Annotated in this window: 24 protein-coding genes; 21 read left to right on the plus strand and 3 right to left on the minus strand. The window is 40.8% G+C overall.

The window, feature by feature from the left end; all coding sequences use genetic code 11:
• Positions 1–81: 81 nt before the first annotated feature.
• The gene (cibB, locus tag SPPN_RS01260) at positions 82–234 is read right to left on the minus strand and encodes a fratricide two-peptide bacteriocin subunit CibB (protein WP_000974045.1); all 153 of its coding nucleotides are present in this window, start codon (positions 232–234) and stop codon (positions 82–84) included.
• A gap of 1 nt (position 235) precedes the next feature.
• Complete coding sequence (cibA, locus tag SPPN_RS01265) at positions 236–421, minus strand: fratricide two-peptide bacteriocin subunit CibA (RefSeq protein ID WP_000180841.1); 186 nt, start codon at positions 419–421, stop codon at positions 236–238.
• Between the two features lie 177 nt (positions 422–598).
• Here cibA and tsaB point away from each other — a divergent pair, with 177 nt between their 5' ends.
• The 9 genes from tsaB (at position 599) to SPPN_RS01305 (ending at position 7418) form a co-directional block, all read left to right on the plus strand.
• The gene (tsaB, locus tag SPPN_RS01270) at positions 599–1282 is read left to right on the plus strand and encodes a tRNA (adenosine(37)-N6)-threonylcarbamoyltransferase complex dimerization subunit type 1 TsaB (RefSeq protein WP_000865700.1); all 684 of its coding nucleotides are present in this window, start codon (positions 599–601) and stop codon (positions 1280–1282) included.
• Entirely contained in the window at positions 1279–1716 is a 438-nt protein-coding gene (gene rimI / locus SPPN_RS01275) for a ribosomal protein S18-alanine N-acetyltransferase (RefSeq protein ID WP_000569846.1), read from the plus strand. The genes tsaB and rimI overlap by 4 nt, the downstream gene beginning before the upstream one ends.
• Complete coding sequence (gene tsaD / locus SPPN_RS01280; protein WP_000655057.1) at positions 1706–2716, plus strand: tRNA (adenosine(37)-N6)-threonylcarbamoyltransferase complex transferase subunit TsaD; 1011 nt, start codon at positions 1706–1708, stop codon at positions 2714–2716. Before rimI ends, tsaD begins: the two co-directional genes overlap by 11 nt.
• Before the next feature lie 104 nt (positions 2717–2820).
• Positions 2821–3684, plus strand: a complete 864-nt coding sequence (locus tag SPPN_RS01285; protein ID WP_000570718.1) for an XRE/MutR family transcriptional regulator — start codon at positions 2821–2823, stop codon at positions 3682–3684.
• 289 nt (positions 3685–3973) lie between these two features.
• Entirely contained in the window at positions 3974–4141 is a 168-nt protein-coding gene (locus SPPN_RS14280) for a hypothetical protein (RefSeq protein ID WP_014017185.1), read from the plus strand.
• Positions 4142–4207: 66 nt separating this feature from the next.
• On the plus strand, positions 4208–4876 hold the full coding sequence (locus tag SPPN_RS01290) for a CPBP family intramembrane glutamic endopeptidase (RefSeq protein WP_000516539.1): 669 nt from the start codon (positions 4208–4210) through the stop codon (positions 4874–4876).
• A gap of 148 nt (positions 4877–5024) precedes the next feature.
• Positions 5025–6251 (plus strand): MFS transporter, encoded by a 1227-nt coding sequence (locus SPPN_RS01295; protein WP_000862438.1) that lies wholly within the window; start codon positions 5025–5027, stop codon positions 6249–6251.
• A 158-nt stretch (positions 6252–6409) separates the two neighbouring features.
• Positions 6410–7105: an AzlC family ABC transporter permease gene (locus SPPN_RS01300; RefSeq protein WP_000659732.1), complete on the plus strand. Its 696-nt coding sequence runs from the start codon at positions 6410–6412 to the stop codon at positions 7103–7105.
• The gene (locus SPPN_RS01305) at positions 7095–7418 is read left to right on the plus strand and encodes an AzlD domain-containing protein (RefSeq protein ID WP_000253927.1); all 324 of its coding nucleotides are present in this window, start codon (positions 7095–7097) and stop codon (positions 7416–7418) included. The genes SPPN_RS01300 and SPPN_RS01305 overlap by 11 nt, the downstream gene beginning before the upstream one ends.
• A gap of 18 nt (positions 7419–7436) precedes the next feature.
• Here SPPN_RS01305 and SPPN_RS14125 read toward each other — a convergent pair whose 3' ends face one another.
• The gene (locus SPPN_RS14125; RefSeq protein ID WP_054394526.1) at positions 7437–7562 is read right to left on the minus strand and encodes a hypothetical protein; all 126 of its coding nucleotides are present in this window, start codon (positions 7560–7562) and stop codon (positions 7437–7439) included.
• 112 nt (positions 7563–7674) lie between these two features.
• Here SPPN_RS14125 and SPPN_RS01310 point away from each other — a divergent pair, with 112 nt between their 5' ends.
• The 12 genes from SPPN_RS01310 (at position 7675) to SPPN_RS01365 (ending at position 18339) form a co-directional block, all read left to right on the plus strand.
• On the plus strand, positions 7675–8505 hold the full coding sequence (locus tag SPPN_RS01310) for an amino acid ABC transporter substrate-binding protein (RefSeq protein WP_000724930.1): 831 nt from the start codon (positions 7675–7677) through the stop codon (positions 8503–8505).
• A gap of 153 nt (positions 8506–8658) precedes the next feature.
• Entirely contained in the window at positions 8659–9513 is an 855-nt protein-coding gene (locus SPPN_RS01315) for a MetQ/NlpA family ABC transporter substrate-binding protein (protein WP_000694496.1), read from the plus strand.
• Positions 9514–9612: 99 nt separating this feature from the next.
• Positions 9613–10986, plus strand: coding sequence for a M20 family metallopeptidase (locus tag SPPN_RS01320; RefSeq protein WP_000231812.1), 1374 nt, complete (start codon positions 9613–9615; stop codon positions 10984–10986).
• Positions 10979–12040: a methionine ABC transporter ATP-binding protein gene (locus SPPN_RS01325; protein WP_000085649.1), complete on the plus strand. Its 1062-nt coding sequence runs from the start codon at positions 10979–10981 to the stop codon at positions 12038–12040. Before SPPN_RS01320 ends, SPPN_RS01325 begins: the two co-directional genes overlap by 8 nt.
• 1 nt (position 12041) lies before the next feature.
• Positions 12042–12734, plus strand: coding sequence for a methionine ABC transporter permease (locus SPPN_RS01330; protein WP_000444649.1), 693 nt, complete (start codon positions 12042–12044; stop codon positions 12732–12734).
• Positions 12735–12864: 130 nt separating this feature from the next.
• Positions 12865–13632, plus strand: a complete 768-nt coding sequence (locus SPPN_RS01335) for a helix-turn-helix domain-containing protein (protein WP_001180344.1) — start codon at positions 12865–12867, stop codon at positions 13630–13632.
• A gap of 315 nt (positions 13633–13947) precedes the next feature.
• Entirely contained in the window at positions 13948–14262 is a 315-nt protein-coding gene (locus SPPN_RS01340; RefSeq protein WP_000420682.1) for a YdcP family protein, read from the plus strand.
• Between the two features lie 15 nt (positions 14263–14277).
• Complete coding sequence (locus SPPN_RS01345; RefSeq protein WP_000985015.1) at positions 14278–14664, plus strand: YdcP family protein; 387 nt, start codon at positions 14278–14280, stop codon at positions 14662–14664.
• Between the two features lie 28 nt (positions 14665–14692).
• Positions 14693–16078: an FtsK/SpoIIIE domain-containing protein gene (locus tag SPPN_RS01350; protein WP_000813488.1), complete on the plus strand. Its 1386-nt coding sequence runs from the start codon at positions 14693–14695 to the stop codon at positions 16076–16078.
• 177 nt (positions 16079–16255) lie between these two features.
• Positions 16256–17461, plus strand: a complete 1206-nt coding sequence (gene mobT / locus SPPN_RS01355; RefSeq protein ID WP_000398284.1) for a MobT family relaxase — start codon at positions 16256–16258, stop codon at positions 17459–17461.
• 42 nt (positions 17462–17503) lie between these two features.
• Positions 17504–17725 (plus strand): hypothetical protein, encoded by a 222-nt coding sequence (locus SPPN_RS01360; RefSeq protein WP_001009056.1) that lies wholly within the window; start codon positions 17504–17506, stop codon positions 17723–17725.
• Positions 17726–17841: 116 nt separating this feature from the next.
• The gene (locus SPPN_RS01365) at positions 17842–18339 is read left to right on the plus strand and encodes an antirestriction protein ArdA (protein ID WP_000342539.1); all 498 of its coding nucleotides are present in this window, start codon (positions 17842–17844) and stop codon (positions 18337–18339) included.
• Positions 18340–18412: the final 73 nt, after the last annotated feature.

Below are 18412 nucleotides of genomic sequence, written 5' to 3' on the forward strand. Positions count from 1 at the left end.
TGTTTAAATCATTGAGAATGCTGAGTAAACTGTAAGAGATGAAGACAATAAAATTTATCCTTCTAAAAATGTGTTTCTTATCTAGCATGACTTACCAAACTTTTTACGAAGGTCTTTTCCAATGGTATAAGCTGCCATAAATAAAGCGATACCAACACCTACACCAAAGCCACCCTTTATTTCTTGCAATTCCTTAGTAGAAATTTCACAATAGTTGTTCAAATCTTTCATCATATTAATCTCCTCCTAAAAAATAACCAGCTGCCAAACCAGAACCTATAAGTGCTGTTCCACCTGCAATAGCTTTCCAAGATACTGCTACTCCAAAGATAACCAAGGGAGCGAGACCGCCATCAATATCTGATAATTCATTTTCAGATAAGGATAAAAATTGATTGTCAAGAACGTCAAAATTTGTCATTGAACTTTCCTCCTTTTTTCTTGTTCACTTTTATATTCGTAAAAGAAAAGGAAAAGTGAACATTTTTTTAAATTATTTTTAGTTAAGTGAGGGCACTCTTGTTTGGGGATAAAGAAAATTCCCATGTGCCAGCTTTTGTAGTATAATAGTAAGCAGACAAAAAGATAGGAATGTGTTATGAAAGTATTAGCTTTTGATACGTCTAGCAAGGCTCTTTCTCTGGCTATTTTAGAGGACAAGCAGGTTCTTGCCGAGACGACGATTAATATCAAGAAAAATCACAGCATTACCCTTATGCCTGCCATCGATTTTTTGATGGCAAGTTTGGATTGGACACCCAAGGATTTAGACCGAATCGTGGTGGCGGAAGGACCAGGTAGCTATACAGGCTTGCGAATTGCGGTAGCAACTGCCAAGACCTTAGCTCATACCCTGAACATCGAGTTGGTTGGTATGTCGAGTCTCTTGGCTCTGGTGCCCTACCAACAAGAAGGTTTGTTTGTCCCCTTGATGGATGCGCGTCGCAATAATGTTTATGCAGGATTTTATGAAAATGCCAAACCTGTCATGCCAGAAGCGCACTTACCCTTTGAGCGAGTGATTGAGTTAATCAAGGGCGCTAGTCAGGTAACCTTTGTCGGAGAAGTTGTCCCCTTTGTTGAGCAGATTCAAAAACACTTGCCAAGGACTAATTTCAAAGAAACCCTGCCTAATGCAGCCAATCTTGCTCTTTTGGCCTGGGACAAGGAAGCAGACTCCTTACACGACTTTGTGCCTAACTACCTCAAGCGTGTCGAGGCTGAGGAAAACTGGCTCAAGAACCATACCGAGTCTGGCGAGTCTTACATTAAACGCCTATGATAGAAATCAAACGAATCCAACAGCAGCCTAATCTAGCTAAAGCCATCTACGCTGTTATGATAGCTGTTTACCCAGTCAGTCCTTGGACGCTGGAACAAATCCAAGCTGACCTATTCCAAGACCAGACTTGGTATGCTCTGGCCTATGATGGGGCAGAAGTGATTGGATTTCTAGCTGTGCAGGAAAATATCTTTGAGGCAGAAGTCTTGCAAATCGCTGTTAAAGGAGACTATCAGGGTCAGGGGATTGCGTCAGCCTTGTTTGCTCAATTGCCGACAGACAAGGAGATTTTCCTCGAAGTCAGAAAGTCAAATCAACGAGCGCAAGCATTTTACAAGAAAGAAAAAATGGCGGTCATCGCTGAGCGAAAAGCCTACTACCATGACCCAGTCGAAGACGCCATCATCATGAAGAGAGAAATAGATGAAGGATAGATATATTTTAGCATTTGAGACATCCTGTGATGAGACCAGTGTCGCCGTCTTGAAAAACGACGATGAGCTCTTGTCCAATGTCATTGCTAGTCAAATTGAGAGTCACAAACGTTTTGGTGGCGTAGTGCCCGAAGTAGCCAGTCGTCACCATGTCGAGGTCATTACAGCCTGTATCGAGGAGGCATTGGCAGAAGCAGGGATTACCGAAGAGGACGTGACAGCTGTTGCGGTTACCTACGGACCAGGCTTGGTCGGAGCCTTGCTAGTTGGTTTGTCAGCTGCCAAGGCCTTTGCTTGGGCTCACGGACTTCCACTGATTCCTGTTAATCACATGGCTGGGCACCTCATGGCAGCTCAGAGTGTGGAGCCTTTGGAGTTTCCCTTGCTAGCCCTTTTAGTCAGTGGTGGGCACACAGAGTTGGTCTATGTTTCTGAGGCTGGCGATTACAAGATTGTTGGGGAGACACGAGATGACGCGGTTGGTGAGGCATATGATAAGGTCGGCCGCGTCATGGGCTTGACCTATCCTGCAGGTCGTGAGATTGACGAGTTGTCTCATCAGGGGCAGGATATTTATGATTTCCCTCGTGCCATGATTAAGGAGGATAATCTGGAGTTTTCATTCTCAGGTTTGAAATCTGCCTTTATCAATCTTCACCACAATGCCGAGCAAAAGGGAGAAAGTCTGTCTACAGAGGATTTGTGTGCTTCCTTCCAAGCAGCTGTACTGGATATTCTCATGGCTAAAACCAAGAAGGCTTTGGAGAAATACCCTGTTAAAACCCTTGTCGTGGCAGGTGGCGTGGCAGCCAATAAAGGTCTCAGAGAACGCCTAGCAACTGAAATCACAGATGTCAATGTCATCATTCCACCTCTGCGTCTCTGCGGAGACAATGCAGGTATGATTGCTTATGCCAGTGTCAGCGAGTGGAACAAAGAAAACTTTGCAAACTTGGACCTCAATGCCAAACCAAGCCTCGCTTTTGATACCATAGAATAAAGAGTCAGCTTAAGGCTGGCTTTTTTATTTTTTCTAACTATCAGAATATTTTGACAAATGAACACAAATAATGATATAATATGCAAAAGCTAGGAGGTGGTAGGATGATTGAAAAAATGGAATTGGGGGAATTTTACAAGGAACTGCGCCTGGCTAGAAAGCTCAAGCAGTCAGATGTGGCTTGTGACGGGCTAACAGCTTCTCAGTTGTCCAAGTTTGAGCTAGGGCAGTCCATGTTGTCTGCTGATAAGCTCATATTAGCCATTCAAGGGATCAATATGAATTTTGATGAGTTTGGGCACAAGCTCAACAACTATCAAGAATCTCCACATATGCGAATCGGTCGAAAGGTTGTGGATCGCTTTGCCCACCAAGATATCGCTGGCTTAGAGCAACTATTGGAGAAAATCAAGCAAGAACAGATGGCAGAGACCTATCGTCGTTTGAATGCCATTGTGATTAAAAATGCCATCCATTCCTTAAATAAGAGCTATCTGCTAACAGAGGAGGATAGCGAATTTTTGACCAGCTATCTCTATGCTATCGAGTCTTGGACCTGGTTTGAACTCTATCTCTTTTGCAATACCATGCCCTTCTTGAGCAATCAAGATTTGATCTTTTTATCGACCGCTTTAATTGAGAAGTCTAAAGAATTTAAGGAGTTGGTACATAATCGGTTGTATATGAAGCAAGGACTCTTAAATATCTTATCAGAACTCATGGAGCGAAAACTTTTCTCATACATCCCAATCTTCGAAGCCGAGTTGGAGAGCATGTTGCGTCCGTACGATGTTTTTGAGAAAGTATCGTGGCAATTTTTAAAGAAAATGAGTGTCTTTCTTCAAACCAAAGGAAGCAATCAAAAAGAGATTGAACACTTTATCCAATCTCTGCAAGTATTAGAAAATCCACAATTGCTAGCCCTCTTCGAATTGCGTTTTCAGCAATACAAAGAACTTATCGATTAATTAGAAACGGGAAGACGATAACCCACTCCGAAATAAGCAGGAGTATCAGTTGGATTTTTCTTTTTTTCATCATTATATCCCTCCTTGTTAGTAATAACTTTATTATACCAGGGAAATAATCAAATCTACCAAAATCGCAAATCTGAAATTTCTATAAGAAAAAATATCAAATATGCGATTTTCTAAAATAAGTCAATTTCCGTGTTATACTGTCCTTGTAAAACATTTGAAGCAAATCCTAGGTCGCAGAAGTGGTTTACAAATGAAGATAATTGAAGGAGTGTAAAAGATGTTAAATTTACAATTTGCAGAAACAATGGAATTGACAGAAGCTGAGTTGGAGACAGTTTATGGAGGAAGGTCATATCCTCCATTGGGATCTGGTGGAATGGGCGGTCTATGGCAAAACTACTTTAACTTTGCTCCTCCAGCTCCTGAGACTAGACGTCGTTATTGATGTTTAAAGCCCTTGCCTTTTTCTTGGGTAGGGGCTATTTTTATTTCATATATAGGAGAAAATAAAATGGGAAAGATAACTTCAAGATACTATTTTTTTATAGCGATTCTACTCGTCCTTGCTTATCAGTACCTTAGTGGTCTGGTTTTATCTAGCGACTTTGCTCTTAGGCTATCTGACTTTGGCTATTATTTGTCGGATATGATGTTGCATTTTCTTGTCGTTTTTATTGCTTTTTTTGCTATGGTTAAGTCAGGAAAATGGCAAGGAATTAACAGTAAGAAGTTTCGCTGGTCTTATTTGTTTTATTGTGTCTTAGCTTTTCTTTTGTTGTTCCTTTGGAATAGGGTTACCTTTTCTCTTTTTCCACCTACTCGAAATGCAATTTCTTATCAACATGCTACTCCTACTTTTACAGGAGATACGGCATTTTTGATGTATTTTTTTTATCCTGTGATTGCAGGTCCCATTTTTGAAGACATGATTTATCGTGGATTAGTGATGACTGCTCTGGAAAAAGGGAAGAAATGGGGATTGGATGTACTTGGATCAGCTATATTATTTGGAATTTTGCACATTAGTAGTCATGGTTGGGTCTTGACAGACTTTTTCGTATATATGGGTGGCGGTCTCATATTTGCAGTCTTGTTTAGAGTAACCAAGTCCATTTATTGGCCTATTGGACTGCACATAGTCTACAATGGTATTGGTCAGATTTTGATGTTATTGCACTAGGATCTGGTTAGTAGCTAAAGACATGATGAGGTGTGCAGTGAAAAAGGCTGTGTAGGCTATCTATATGATATGGGATAGACTGGGCATACAGGATTTATTAGGATGTTTTGGAATAAAAATTCTAACTGGAATTTAAAAAGGAGTTATAATGAAAGTATTTCTTCAAAATAGAGATTTTAGGCAATTAACTGTCAACCAGTGGATTTCAACGGTTGGGGATACGATTTTTTATCTGGCCTTTTTGAATTATGTGGCAGATGCCTCTTTTGCCCCTCTGGCGATTTTACTCATCACGATTTCAGAAACTCTTCCCCAAGTTCTACAAATCTTTCTGGGAGTTTTGGCGGATTTTCAACATCATCGTGTCCTAAAATATACAATTATTAGTTTTGCAAAATTTTTGCTTTACTCTATAGTGTCTTTATCACTTTCAGGGCAGTCTTTCTCCTTGTTGCTAGTAGCATTTATTTGTCTGATTAACCTCTTGTCTGACACATTGAGTTATTTTTCAGGCGCCATGCTTACTCCGATTTTCATTAGAATTATTGGGCAAGACCATTTGGCAGAAGCTATTGGGTTTAAACAATCAACTGTTAGTTTAGTGAAAACAATCAGTAATATTCTAGGAGGAGTCTTACTAGGTATTCTATCTATCCAGTTTATTTCCTTACTGAACGCTCTTACCTTTTTAATCGCATTTTTAGGTATCATTTTCATAAAAACTGACCTCTTGAAAGTAGAAAAAACGATTAGCTATCAAGAAGGACTCTCTGTAAAATCCTTTTGCCAGCATTTGCTCCAATCATCGAAATTGATATGGAATATGAATAAGGTGCTCTTGGTTTTGTTTATTATTTCTATTAGTCAAGCAGTGATAAATGTTACAGTTCCTGTTTCTACTCTATTTTTGAGGAATCAACCCTTTTTGAATTTACAAACAGGTCAATCTCTTGCCTTGCTATCCACTTTTGAACTGTCAGCCCTGATTGTCGGAAGCCTTGTAAGTGGCTATCTGAAAAATATGATTTCTATAAAAACAGCTCTCTATGCCTCACTCGTCATCCAGTTGCTTCTTCTAGTAGGATTTGCCACAGTTCGTTTTGACTGGATTCTCATCTTTAGTACCTTGGATGCCTTTTTCGCAGGTGTTCTCTCTCCTAGATTGCAAGAACTCGTCTTTAAACAAATACCTGAGGAGTCAATGGGAGCAGTTCAATCTTCTATCGGTGCTATTACGGTTGTTTTACCTAGCTTATTTACAATAGCTTTGGTAACCATTGCTACTAGCTTTGGAACTCTGGCAGTTAGCTTTGTTTTATTGCTATTTCTTCTAGTTGCCTTTGTCATGCTTCTGAATATCCGTGAAAGTATTTAGCGGAGAATTTGTTTAATATATGTTTGAGACTGGATTGCCAGTCTTTTTATGATGGTCAAAATCAGCAGACTTTTTTCTCTTTCCTGAATGTGTTATAATAGTCCATGCTGTGGCTGGAGCCTTTTCAGCCCATTTATTAAGACAATATGAGGAGAAAGATGAAAGAAAAAGGATTTTGGGAGGGGGCGCAGGCAGCCATGCCAACGGCCCTTGGTTATGTCAGTATCGGCCTGGCCTGTGGGATTATTGGTGCGCCCTATGTGACACCTGTAGAGATGGCCTTGATGAGCCTCTTTGTTTATGCTGGGAGTGCCCAGTTTGCCATGTTGGCACTGATTGCGGTTCAAGCTCCTGTGGCAGCTATTGCTATGACGGTTTTTCTAATCAATTTGCGTCTCTTTTTGTTGAGTTTGCATGCGTCGACCTATTTTCGTCATACCAGTCTTTGGCACAATATCGGTATGTCTAGTATCTTGACAGATGAGACCTATGGTGTTTTGATGGGAGAATTGGCCCATACAGACAAGGTCAATCCTATGTGGATGCACGGAAACAATCTCAACAGCTATGTGGCTTGGTTTGTGGGGACAGTAGTCGGAACGGCTCTGGGTGGTCTGTTACCAAATCCAGAAATCTTTGGTTTAGATTTTGCCCTAGTTGGGATGTTTATCGGTATTTTTGCTTCGCAATTTCAGATTATGCAAAGACGGATTCCTGTCCGCAATCTGCTCATTATCCTAGCAGTTGTTGCGGTGTCCTTCTTTTTACTCTTGACAGTGGTGTCTCAGTCGCTAGCTGTTCTCTTTGCGACGCTACTTGGTTGTAGCATGGGGGTGGTTTTAGATGGTCAGTAAGTATCTTTTATTAGCAGTTATTTTCTCTGGTCTTGTGACCTGGATTCCCCGTATGATTCCCTTCATCTTGGTCAAGTATAAGGGCTTGCCTGCGATCGTTGAGCGTTTTTTGAAGTTCTTGCCCGTCTCTATTATTTTTGCCTTGATTCTTTCAAGCGTAGTGGCAGGTAAGGTTGGAAGTTTGCCTCAAATCAAATGGCTGGACTTCTTAGCCGTCTTTCCAACAGCTTGGGTAGCCTTTCGCTACCGCAATCTAGTCGGAACAGTTCTCTTTGGAGTGGTCTTGATTGCCGTCTTGCGTTTGGTCTTTTAATACTCTCCGAAAATCTCTTCAAACCACGTCAGCTTTGCCTTTCCGTAGGTATATGTAACTGACTTCGTCAGTCTTATCTCCAACCTCAAAACAGTGTTTTGAGCAACCTGTGGCTAGCTTTCTAGTTTGCTCTTTGATTTTCATTGAGTATAAATCAGCCATAAAGAAAACTTATCACAGAGATAGATATCATATAATGGCGTAAATGGTCTTTTTCTGTTAAGATTATAAGGTATTCTATTTTGGAGGAAATGACATGAAAAAAATCGTTAAATACTCATCTCTTGCGGCCCTTGCTCTTGTTGCTGCAGGTGTGTTAGCAGCTTGCTCAGGTGGTGCTAAGAAAGAAGGAGAAGCAGCTAGCAAGAAAGAAATCATCGTTGCAACCAATGGATCACCAAAGCCATTTATCTATGAAGAAAATGGCGAATTGACTGGTTACGAGATTGAAGTCGTTCGCGCTATCTTTAAAGATTCTGACAAATATGATGTCAAGTTTGAAAAGACAGAATGGTCAGGTGTCTTTGCAGGTCTTGACGCTGACCGTTACAATATGGCTGTCAACAATCTTAGCTACACTAAAGAACGTGCGGAGAAATACCTTTATGCCGCACCAATTGCCCAAAACCCTAATGTCCTTGTAGTGAAGAAAGATGACTCTAGTATCAAGTCTCTCGCTGATATCGGTGGAAAATCGACGGAAGTCGTTCAAGCCACTACATCAGCTAAGCAGTTAGAAGCATACAACGCTGAACACCCGGATAACCCAACTATCCTTAACTATACTAAGGCAGACTTCCAACAAATCATGGTACGTTTGAGCGATGGCCAATTTGACTATAAGATTTTTGATAAAATCGGTGTTGAAACAGTGATCAAGAACCAAGGTTTGGATAACTTGAAAGTCATTGAACTTCCAAGTGACCAACAACCGTACGTTTACCCACTTCTTGCTCAAGGTCAAGATGAGTTGAAATCATTTGTAGACAAACGCATCAAAGAACTCTACAAAGACGGAACGCTTGAAAAATTGTCTAAACAATTCTTCGGAGACACTTACCTACCAGCAGAGGCTGATATTAAATAATTTCTTGAAATCATCCATTCTGAATAAGATGGGTGATTTCTCAGTTCTCAGATATATAGTTTTAAACTATATATCTGACTATCTAATAACAATTTGTGAAATAAAACAAAGTATGAGATACTAGTACGGTATTATTTTTAAGGAGAAAGAATCATGAAAATCAAAAAATGGCTTGGCCTAGCAGCCCTTGCTACAGTCGCAGGTTTGGCTCTTGCAGCTTGCGGAAACTCAGAAAAGAAAGCAGACAATGCAACAACTATCAAAATCGCAACTGTCAACCGTAGCGGTTCTGAAGAAGCTCGTTGGGATAAAGTTCAAGAATTGGTTAAGAAAGACGGAATCACTTTGGAATTTACAGAGTTCACAGACTACTCACAACCAAACAAGGCAACTGCTGATGGCGAAGTAGACTTGAACGCTTTCCAACACTATAACTTCTTGAACAACTGGAACAAAGAAAACGGGAAAGACCTTGTAGCGATTGCTGATACTTACATCTCTCCAATCCGCCTTTACTCAGGTTTGAATGGAAGTGACAACAAGTACACTAAAGTAGAAGACATCCCAGCAAACGGAGAAATCGCTGTACCGAACGATGCTACAAACGAAAGCCGTGCGCTTTACTTGCTTCAATCAGCTGGCTTGATTAAATTGGACGTTTCAGGAACTGCTCTTGCAACAGTTGCTAACATCAAAGAAAATCCAAAGAACTTGAAAATCACTGAATTGGATGCTAGCCAAACAGCTCGTTCATTGTCATCAGTTGACGCTGCTGTTGTAAACAATACCTTCGTTACAGAAGCAAAATTGGACTACAAGAAAGCACTTTTCAAAGAACAAGCTGATGAAAATTCAAAACAATGGTACAACATCATCGTTGCGAAAAAAGATTGGGAAACATCACCAAAAGCTGATGCTATCAAGAAAGTGATCGCAGCTTACCATACAGATGAAGTGAAAAAAGTTATCGAAGAAACATCAGACGGTTTGGATCAACCAGTTTGGTAATAAGAAACAGGGAGGTGGGAGAGAGAATTCCACCTCTTGCTTTTGTATAGAGCATGGATTGTAAAGAAGACTATAGTTTCATAGAAAGGTAGAGAGAATATGGTTTTTCCTAGTGAACAAGAACAGATTGAAAAATTTGAAAAGGATCATGTAGCCCAGCATTATTTTGAGGTTTTGCGTACCTTGATTTCTAAGAAGTCGGTCTTTGCCCAGCAGGTTGGACTTAAGGAAGTCGCAAACTATCTGGGTGAGATTTTCAAGCGTGTGGGGGCTGAAGTGGAGATTGATGAGACTTACACGGCGCCTTTTGTCATGGCGCATTTCAAGAGTTCACGTCCAGATGCCAAGACCCTGATTTTCTATAACCACTATGACACTGTGCCAGCGGACGGAGATCAGGTCTGGACAGAGGATCCCTTTACGCTTTCGGTGCGCAATGGTTTCATGTATGGACGTGGGGTTGATGACGACAAGGGTCATATCACAGCTCGTTTGAGTGCTTTGAGAAAATACATGCAGCACCACGATGACCTGCCTGTCAATATCAGTTTTATCATGGAGGGAGCGGAGGAATCGGCTTCGACAGACCTGGATAAGTATTTGGAAAAGCATGCGGATAAACTCCGTGGGGCGGATTTGTTGGTCTGGGAACAAGGAACCAAAAATGCCTTGGAACAGCTGGAAATTTCTGGTGGAAATAAGGGGATTGTGACCTTTGATGCCAAGGTGAAAAGTGCTGATGTGGATATCCACTCGAGTTATGGTGGGGTTGTGGAATCAGCTCCTTGGTATCTCCTCCAAGCCTTACAGTCTCTTCGTGCTGCGGATGGCCGTATCTTGGTTGAAGGTTTGTACGAAGAAGTACAAGAGCCAAATGAACGAGAAATGTCCTTGGTGGACACTTACGCTCAACGCAATCCAGGGGAAGTCAGTCGGATTTATGGCTTGGAGTTGCCTCTCTTACAGGAGGAGCGGATGGCCTTTCTAAAACGTTTCTTTTTCGAGCCAGCCCTTAATATCGAAGGGATTCAGTCAGGTTATCAAGGACAAGGAGTTAAAACGATTTTGCCAGCAGAAGCCAGTGCCAAGCTAGAGGTTCGTCTGGTTCCGGGCTTAGAACCGCATGATGTTCTGGAAAAAATTCGGAAACAGCTAGACAAAAATGGCTTTGATAAGGTAGAATTATACTATACCTTGGGAGAGATGAGCTATCGAAGCGATATGAGCGCGCCAGCCATTCTCAATGTAATCGAGTTGGCCAAGAAATTCTATCCACAGGGCGTTTCAGTCTTGCCGACTACAGCTGGGACAGGGCCTATGCATACGGTCTTTGATGCCCTAGAGGTACCAATGGTGGCCTTCGGTCTAGGAAACGCTAATAGCCGAGATCACGGTGGAGATGAAAATGTGCGAATCGCCGATTATTACACCCATATTGAATTAGTAGAGGAGCTGATTAGAAGCTATGAGTAGAGATATTATCAAGTTAGATCAGATCGATGTGACTTTTCACCAAAAGAAGAGAACTATCACAGCGGTCAAGGATGTGACCATTCATATCCAAGAAGGGGATATCTACGGAATCGTTGGATATTCTGGAGCAGGGAAATCAACCCTTGTACGGGTGATTAACCTCTTGCAAAAACCATCTGCAGGAAAAATTACCATTGACGACGATGTGATTTTTGATGATAAGGTGATCTTGACGGCCGAGCAGTTGCGTCGTAAACGTCAAGATATCGGGATGATTTTCCAGCATTTTAACCTGATGAGCCAAAAGACAGCAGAGGAGAATGTAGCCTTTGCCCTCAAACACTCTGGACTCAGCAAGGAAGAAAAGAAGGCTAAAGTAGCTAAGTTGTTGGACTTGGTTGGCTTGGCAGACCGTGCTGAAAACTACCCTTCACAATTATCTGGAGGGCAAAAACAGCGTGTGGCCATTGCGCGTGCCTTGGCAAATGACCCAAAAATCTTGATTTCAGATGAGTCAACGTCTGCCCTTGACCCTAAGACAACCAAGCAGATTTTGGCTTTGTTGCAAGATTTGAACCAAAAATTAGGCTTGACTGTTGTCTTGATTACGCATGAAATGCAGATTGTCAAAGATATTGCCAACCGTGTGGCGGTTATGCAGGACGGGCATTTGATTGAAGAGGGTAGTGTGCTTGAAATCTTCTCAGACCCTAAACAACCTTTAACTCAAGACTTTATCTCAACAGCTACAGGTATTGACGAAGCCATGGTCAAAATCGAGAAACAAGAAATTGTGGAACACTTGTCTGAAAACAGCCTTTTGGTGCAACTCAAGTATGCAGGTGCTTCAACAGACGAGCCGCTTTTGAATGAATTGTACAAGCGTTACCAAGTAACGGCTAATATTCTCTATGGGAATATCGAAATCCTCGATGGTACTCCTGTTGGAGAATTGGTGGTGGTTTTGTCAGGTGAAAAAGCAGCGCTAGCAGGTGCTCAAGAAGCCATTCGTCAAGCAGGCGTACAACTAAAAGTATTGAAGGGAGGACAGTAAGATGGAATCATTGATTCAAACCTATTTACCAAATGTCTATAAAATGGGTTGGGCTGGCCAAGCAGGCTGGGGAACAGCCATCTACCTAACTCTTTATATGACAGTTCTGTCCTTTATCATCGGAGGTTTCTTGGGGCTAGTGGCAGGCCTTTTCCTTGTCTTGACAGCTCCAGGTGGGGTCTTGGAAAATAAGGTCGTCTTCTGGATTTTAGATAAGATTACCTCTATTTTCCGTGCGGTTCCTTTCATCATTCTCTTGGCAGTCTTGTCACCCTTCTCTCATCTAATCGTAGGAACAAGCATTGGTCCAAATGCGGCTATCGTACCGCTATCTTTTGCAGTCTTTGCCTTCTTTGCCCGTCAAGTGCAGGTTGTCTTGGCTGAGCTAGATGGTGGTGTCATTGAGGCGGCTCAAGCGAGCGGAGCGACTTTCTGGGACATCGTGGGTGTTTACCTATCAGAAGGTCTTCCAGATTTGATTCGCGTGACGACTGTGACCTTGATTTCCCTTGTTGGGGAAACAGCTATGGCTGGTGCGGTTGGAGCTGGTGGTATCGGTAACGTAGCCATCGCTTATGGATTTAACCGCTACAATCACGATGTGACCATCTTGGCAACCATCATTATCATTTTGATTATCTTTACAATCCAATTCTTGGGAGATTTCTTGACTAAGAAATTGAGCCATAAATAAAAAAGATCTAGGCAATCTGTACATCATTCATAGGAGTTGTCGTTATAGTTAAGACTTGAAATTTTCTGTACTGATTGCTATCAACCGTTACTTTTATGAGTAAGAGAGTTGAGAATTGTGGGGAGTCAATATGCAAAATCTGGGAGAAGTTTTTAAAGAATTGAGAAAGAGTCGGAATGTATCTCTACAGGAGGCGACGGGAGGAGAGTTTACTTATTCCATGCTGAGCAAATTTGAGCGTGGAGAAGCAGACCTATCGTCTATGAAATTGATTACTGCCTTAGATAACATACACTCTGATTTGAATGAATTTATGTACTTGGTACGTGGTTTTTCTCAGAAAAAGGCTTTGGCTTTTCAAGAAAATCTTTGGGATTTATATGATAGAGAAGGGATTGATTCTCTCCACGCCTTGTATGAAGAGACGACTCAAAAGTATAGATCAAGTGGTGAAACAAGCTATCTTTTACAAATGATTCGTATCAAAAGCCTTCTTGTGTTTTTTGATTCAAAAATAAGGGCAACGGATGAAGAACTGACTTTTCTCTATGACTATTTTTTTACTATTGATATCTGGGGAAATTATGAATTGGAACTATTTTCAACGATTTCTACTTTGTTTCCTCTGCCCCTCTATTTTAAATATTCTAGGGAGATGTTACAAAAGACGGATTTATTAGGCTCTTTACCTAGTAACAAAGTCGGTATCGATACCATTTTGATGAATGGACTTTTTAAAGCGATAGAGGAAAAGGATAAATTAAAAGCAGACTATTTTGTTTTTCAGATTGAAAAACGAGAATTGCCAGAATCTCAAGCTTATCTTAAAATCATTTATATGATTGCTAAAGGGTATTATGATACTATTTTTAAAGCGAAAAATAGCATAAAAATCTAGTTATCCGCATAAAAACTGGACTTATCACACTTTATCAAGGTCAAAACCACTCAATTTACTACTAATTTACTACTTATGAATGAGCTTTGATACGACGATTTATCCTTGAAAAGTGAAGATATAAAGATACTTCCAATAAAATTTGAATATTTAATAGGTAGACACTTCAAAAAATGAGGTGTCTATTTTTTTACCCGATTTTGAAAGGAAGTGAACTTATGAAAACAAAAAATCAAGAATCAAAAGGTCGTTCCCCACTCTTTAAGACCATCAAACATTCATTCAGCCAATAAAAAAGAAAGGATAGGTAAAAATATGGAACTTAAATTTGTGATTCCCAACATGGAAAAAACATTCGGCAATTTAGAATTTGCTGGCGAGGATAAAGTCGTTCAGCGAAGAATCAACGGACGGCTAACTGTCTTATCAAGAAGCTATAATCTCTATTCTGATGTTCAAAGAGCAGATGATATTGTGGTGGTGCTTCCTGCTGAAGCTGGCGAAAAACATTTCGGCTTTGAGGAACGTGTGAAGTTAGTCAATCCACGTATTACCGCAGAGGGCTACAAAATCGGCACTCGTGGTTTTACAAATTACCTTTTACATGCTGACGACATGATAAAAGAATAAAGAAAGAGAGGAAAAATGATGAGATTAGCAAATGGCATTGTATTAGATAAAGACACGACTTTTGGAGAATTGAAATTCTCTGCTCTACGTCGTGAAGTGAGAATCCAAAATGAAGACGGGTCGGTTTCAGATGAAATCAAGGAACGTACCTATGACTTAAAATCCAAAGGACAAGGACGCATGATTCAAGTAAGTATTCCTGCCAGCGTGCCTTTGAAAGAGTTTGATTATAACGCACGGGTGGAACTTATCAATCCCATTGCGGACACCGTTGCTACTGCCACCTATCAAGGAGCAGATGTTGACTGGTATATCAAGGCAGACGATATTGTGCTGACAAAGGATTCTAGTTCATTCAAAGCTCAACCACAAGCAAAGAAAGAACCGACACAAGACAAATAGTCGCTAGGTAGAAAGGAGACTTTTTCGCATGAAACAGCGTGGTAAAAGGATTCGCCCATCTGGTAAAGATTTAGTCTTTCATTTTACGATAGCGTCACTCCTGCCTGTTTTCCTGCTGGTTGTCGGACTGTTTCATGTGAAGACAATCCAGCAGATCAACTGGCAGGATTTTAACCTATCACAAGCAGATAAGATTGACATTCCCTATTTAATTATCAGTTTCAGTGTCGCAATTCTTATCTGCTTGCTGGTAGCGTTTGTATTCAAACGGGTTCGCTATGATACGGTTAAACAACTTTACCACCGTCAAAAACTGGCAAAGATGATACTTGAAAACAAGTGGTATGAATCTGAACAGGTCAAAACAGAGGGTTTCTTTAAAGATAGTGCTGGTCGTACAAAGGAAAAGATAACCTACTTCCCTAAAATGTATTATCGACTTAAAAATGGCTTGATACAGATACGGGTGGAAATCACGCTGGGAAAATATCAAGACCAACTCTTACACTTGGAAAAGAAATTAGAGAGTGGCTTGTACTGTGAGCTGACGGATAAAGAGTTAAAGGATTCCTATGTGGAATATACTTTGCTCTATGACACCATAGCCAGTCGTATTTCTATTGATGAAGTAGAAGCTAAAGATGGTAAACTTCGCTTAATGAAAAACGTATGGTGGGAATATGATAAGCTCCCTCATATGTTGATTGCTGGTGGTACAGGTGGCGGTAAAACTTACTTTATACTGACACTGATTGAAGCCTTGCTTCATACAGATTCAAAACTGTATATTCTTGACCCGAAAAATGCTGATCTTGCGGACTTAGGTTCTGTGATGGCAAATGTCTACTATAGAAAAGAAGACTTGCTTTCTTGCATTGAAACATTCTATGAAGAAATGATGAAACGTAGTGAGGAAATGAAGCAGATGAAGAACTATAAGACTGGCAAAAATTATGCTTACTTAGGTCTCCCGGCACACTTCTTAATCTTTGATGAATACGTCGCTTTCATGGAAATGCTGGGAACAAAAGAAAACACCGCAGTTATGAATAAGCTGAAACAGATTGTCATGTTAGGTCGTCAAGCTGGCTTCTTTCTAATACTGGCTTGTCAACGTCCAGACGCAAAATATTTAGGCGACGGAATCCGTGATCAGTTTAATTTCAGAGTGGCTTTAGGTCGTATGTCTGAAATGGGCTATGGCATGATGTTTGGCAGTGACGTACAAAAGGATTTCTTCTTAAAGCGAATCAAAGGTCGTGGCTATGTTGATGTAGGAACAAGTGTCATATCAGAGTTTTATACTCCCCTTGTACCAAAAGGATATGATTTCTTGGAGGAAATTAAAAAGTTATCCAACAGCAGACAGTCCACGCAGGCGACGTGCGAAGCGGAAGTCGCAGGTGTGGACTGATCTTGCTGGCTGGTGTGGCAATAGCCACGCCAGCACTTAACCCCCCGTATCTAACAGGGGGGTACAAATCGACAGGAAACAGTCAAAAAAACATTAGAAAATCCTTTGGTTACAAGGGATTTACAAAATTTCAGCGTATGTCAAATGGGCTTTAAAAGTTGACATACGCCTTTTTGATTGGAGGGATTTTTACTGAATGAACAAACTTGGTTACAGCATTTAAAAGAAAAACGCTTGGCTTATGGACTATCTCAAAACCGTTTAGCTGTTGCGACTGGTATTACAAGGCAGTATCTAAGCGATATTGAAACAGGAAAAGTCAAGCCATCAGAGGATTTACAGCAGTCCCTTTGGGAAGCTCTGGAACGCTTCAATCCCGACGCTCCCCTTGAAATGCTGTTTGATTATGTAAGAATTCGCTTTCCGACAACAGACGTACAGCAGGTGGTCGAAAACATCTTACAACTGAAACTGTCCTATTTTCTTCATGAGGACTATGGTTTCTATTCTTATTCAGAGCATTATGCTTTAGGCGACATATTCGTCCTTTGCTCCCATGAACTGGACAAAGGAGTTCTGGTGGAATTGAAAGGTCGTGGGTGCAGACAATTTGAAAGCTATCTTCTGGCACAACAAAGAAGCTGGTATGAGTTCTTTATGGACGTTTTGGTGGCTGGCGGTGTGATGAAACGCCTTGACCTTGCCATTAACGATAAGACAGGGATTTTAAATATCCCTGTACTCACTGAAAAGTGCCAACAGGAAGAATGTATCTCCGTCTTCCGCAGTTTTAAAAGCTATCGCAGTGGCGAACTGGTACGCAAAGAGGAAAAGGAATGTATGGGAAACACCCTCTATATCGGTTCATTACAAAGTGAAGTTTATTTCTGTATCTATGAAAAGGACTACGAGCAGTACAAGAAAAATGATATTCCCATTGAAGACGCAGAAGTAAAAAACCGTTTTGAGATTCGATTGAAAAATGAGCGTGCCTATTATGCAGTCCGTGATTTACTCGTCTATGACAATCCAGAGCATACCGCCTTTAAAATTATCAATCGGTATATCCGTTTTGTAGATAAAGACGATTCCAAACCTCGTTCTGATTGGAAACTGAATGAAGAATGGGCTTGGTTTATTGGGAACAATCGTGAACGATTAAAACTAACCACAAAACCAGAGCCTTACTCCTTCCAAAGGACGCTGAACTGGCTATCTCATCAAGTTGCCCCGACCTTAAAGGTTGCGATTAAACTTGATGAAATCAACCAGACGCAGGTTGTAAAAGACATTCTCGACCATGCGAAACTGACAGACCGACACAAGCAGATTTTGAAGCAACAGTCAGTAAAAGAACAGGACGTGATAACAACAAAAAAATAACTCAAATACAAATTCATTGAATATAGAGAGGAGAACATTTTTATGAATTTTGGACAAAACCTTTATAACTGGTTTCTATCAAACGCTCAATCACTGGTGCTTTTAGCAATCGTTGTGATTGGCTTGTATCTTGGCTTCAAGCGTGAGTTTAGCAAACTGATTGGCTTTTTAATTATTGCGATTATTGCGGTTGGCTTAGTCTTCAACGCTGCTGGAGTAAAAGACATTTTACTAGAGCTATTCAATCGCATTATTGGTGCTTAAATAAAACCGTTCTTTTGTGGAATATAAGTGGTTTTCTTATGTTCCGCAAAGGAATGGTACACCAAACGAAGTGCGGTAGGGATTTTTGAATCTCTACAAAGAAAGGACGTGAATATATGGACGATATGCAAGTCTATATTGCGAATTTAGGCAAATACAATGAGGGCGAATTGGTCGGTGCGTGGTTTACCTTTCCCATTGACTTTGAGGAAGTCAAAGAGAAAATCGGCTTGAATGATGAATATGAGGAATACGCCATTCATGACTACGAGTTACCCTTTACGGTTGACGAATACACTTCCATTGGCGAACTCAATCGACTATGGGAAATGGTATCGGAATTACCCGAAGAATTACAATCGGAGCTATCTGCTCTGCTCACTCATTTTTCAAGCATTGAAGAACTAAGCGAACATCAAGAGGATATTATCATTCATTCCGATTGTGATGATATGTATGACGTGGCACGCTACTACATTGAAGAAACGGGTGCTTTAGGCGAAGTACCAGCTAGTCTTCAAAACTATATTGATTATCAAGCCTATGGTCGGGATTTAGACCTTTCAGGAACGTTTATCTCAACCAATCATGGGATTTTTGAAATCGTCTATTAAATCTGTCGGTACATTACTACTGGCAGATTTTCTATTTTACGGGGTGGCTCAATCAGCTACCCCTATTTTTTAT

It is taken from the genome of Streptococcus pseudopneumoniae IS7493 (assembly GCF_000221985.1).
In the GTDB taxonomy this organism is placed as follows: Bacteria; Bacillota; Bacilli; order Lactobacillales; family Streptococcaceae; genus Streptococcus; species Streptococcus pseudopneumoniae.

Excerpts from the sequence above, each read along its gene's own strand:
- SPPN_RS01305 (WP_000253927.1), top strand. The coding sequence starts at position 7,095 with ATGGTCAGTAAGTATCTTTTATTAGCAGTTATTTTCTCTGGTCTTGTG.
- SPPN_RS01365 (WP_000342539.1), top strand. The coding sequence starts at position 17,842 with ATGGACGATATGCAAGTCTATATTGCGAATTTAGGCAAATACAATGAG.
- SPPN_RS01335 (WP_001180344.1), top strand. The coding sequence starts at position 12,865 with ATGCAAAATCTGGGAGAAGTTTTTAAAGAATTGAGAAAGAGTCGGAAT.
- SPPN_RS14280 (WP_014017185.1), top strand. The coding sequence starts at position 3,974 with ATGTTAAATTTACAATTTGCAGAAACAATGGAATTGACAGAAGCTGAG.
- SPPN_RS01360 (WP_001009056.1), top strand. The coding sequence starts at position 17,504 with ATGAATTTTGGACAAAACCTTTATAACTGGTTTCTATCAAACGCTCAA.
- SPPN_RS01290 (WP_000516539.1), top strand. The coding sequence starts at position 4,208 with ATGGGAAAGATAACTTCAAGATACTATTTTTTTATAGCGATTCTACTC.
- SPPN_RS01295 (WP_000862438.1), top strand. The coding sequence starts at position 5,025 with ATGAAAGTATTTCTTCAAAATAGAGATTTTAGGCAATTAACTGTCAAC.
- tsaD (WP_000655057.1), top strand. The coding sequence starts at position 1,706 with ATGAAGGATAGATATATTTTAGCATTTGAGACATCCTGTGATGAGACC.
- SPPN_RS01330 (WP_000444649.1), top strand. The coding sequence starts at position 12,042 with ATGGAATCATTGATTCAAACCTATTTACCAAATGTCTATAAAATGGGT.
- cibA (WP_000180841.1), bottom strand. The coding sequence starts at position 421 with ATGACAAATTTTGACGTTCTTGACAATCAATTTTTATCCTTATCTGAA.
- SPPN_RS01315 (WP_000694496.1), top strand. The coding sequence starts at position 8,659 with ATGAAAATCAAAAAATGGCTTGGCCTAGCAGCCCTTGCTACAGTCGCA.
- SPPN_RS01350 (WP_000813488.1), top strand. The coding sequence starts at position 14,693 with ATGAAACAGCGTGGTAAAAGGATTCGCCCATCTGGTAAAGATTTAGTC.
- SPPN_RS01320 (WP_000231812.1), top strand. The coding sequence starts at position 9,613 with ATGGTTTTTCCTAGTGAACAAGAACAGATTGAAAAATTTGAAAAGGAT.
- SPPN_RS01285 (WP_000570718.1), top strand. The coding sequence starts at position 2,821 with ATGATTGAAAAAATGGAATTGGGGGAATTTTACAAGGAACTGCGCCTG.
- SPPN_RS01310 (WP_000724930.1), top strand. The coding sequence starts at position 7,675 with ATGAAAAAAATCGTTAAATACTCATCTCTTGCGGCCCTTGCTCTTGTT.
- tsaB (WP_000865700.1), top strand. The coding sequence starts at position 599 with ATGAAAGTATTAGCTTTTGATACGTCTAGCAAGGCTCTTTCTCTGGCT.
- SPPN_RS01340 (WP_000420682.1), top strand. The coding sequence starts at position 13,948 with ATGGAACTTAAATTTGTGATTCCCAACATGGAAAAAACATTCGGCAAT.
- SPPN_RS01300 (WP_000659732.1), top strand. The coding sequence starts at position 6,410 with ATGAAAGAAAAAGGATTTTGGGAGGGGGCGCAGGCAGCCATGCCAACG.
- SPPN_RS14125 (WP_054394526.1), bottom strand. The coding sequence starts at position 7,562 with ATGAAAATCAAAGAGCAAACTAGAAAGCTAGCCACAGGTTGCTCAAAA.
- SPPN_RS01325 (WP_000085649.1), top strand. The coding sequence starts at position 10,979 with ATGAGTAGAGATATTATCAAGTTAGATCAGATCGATGTGACTTTTCAC.
- rimI (WP_000569846.1), top strand. The coding sequence starts at position 1,279 with ATGATAGAAATCAAACGAATCCAACAGCAGCCTAATCTAGCTAAAGCC.
- cibB (WP_000974045.1), bottom strand. The coding sequence starts at position 234 with ATGATGAAAGATTTGAACAACTATTGTGAAATTTCTACTAAGGAATTG.
- SPPN_RS01345 (WP_000985015.1), top strand. The coding sequence starts at position 14,278 with ATGATGAGATTAGCAAATGGCATTGTATTAGATAAAGACACGACTTTT.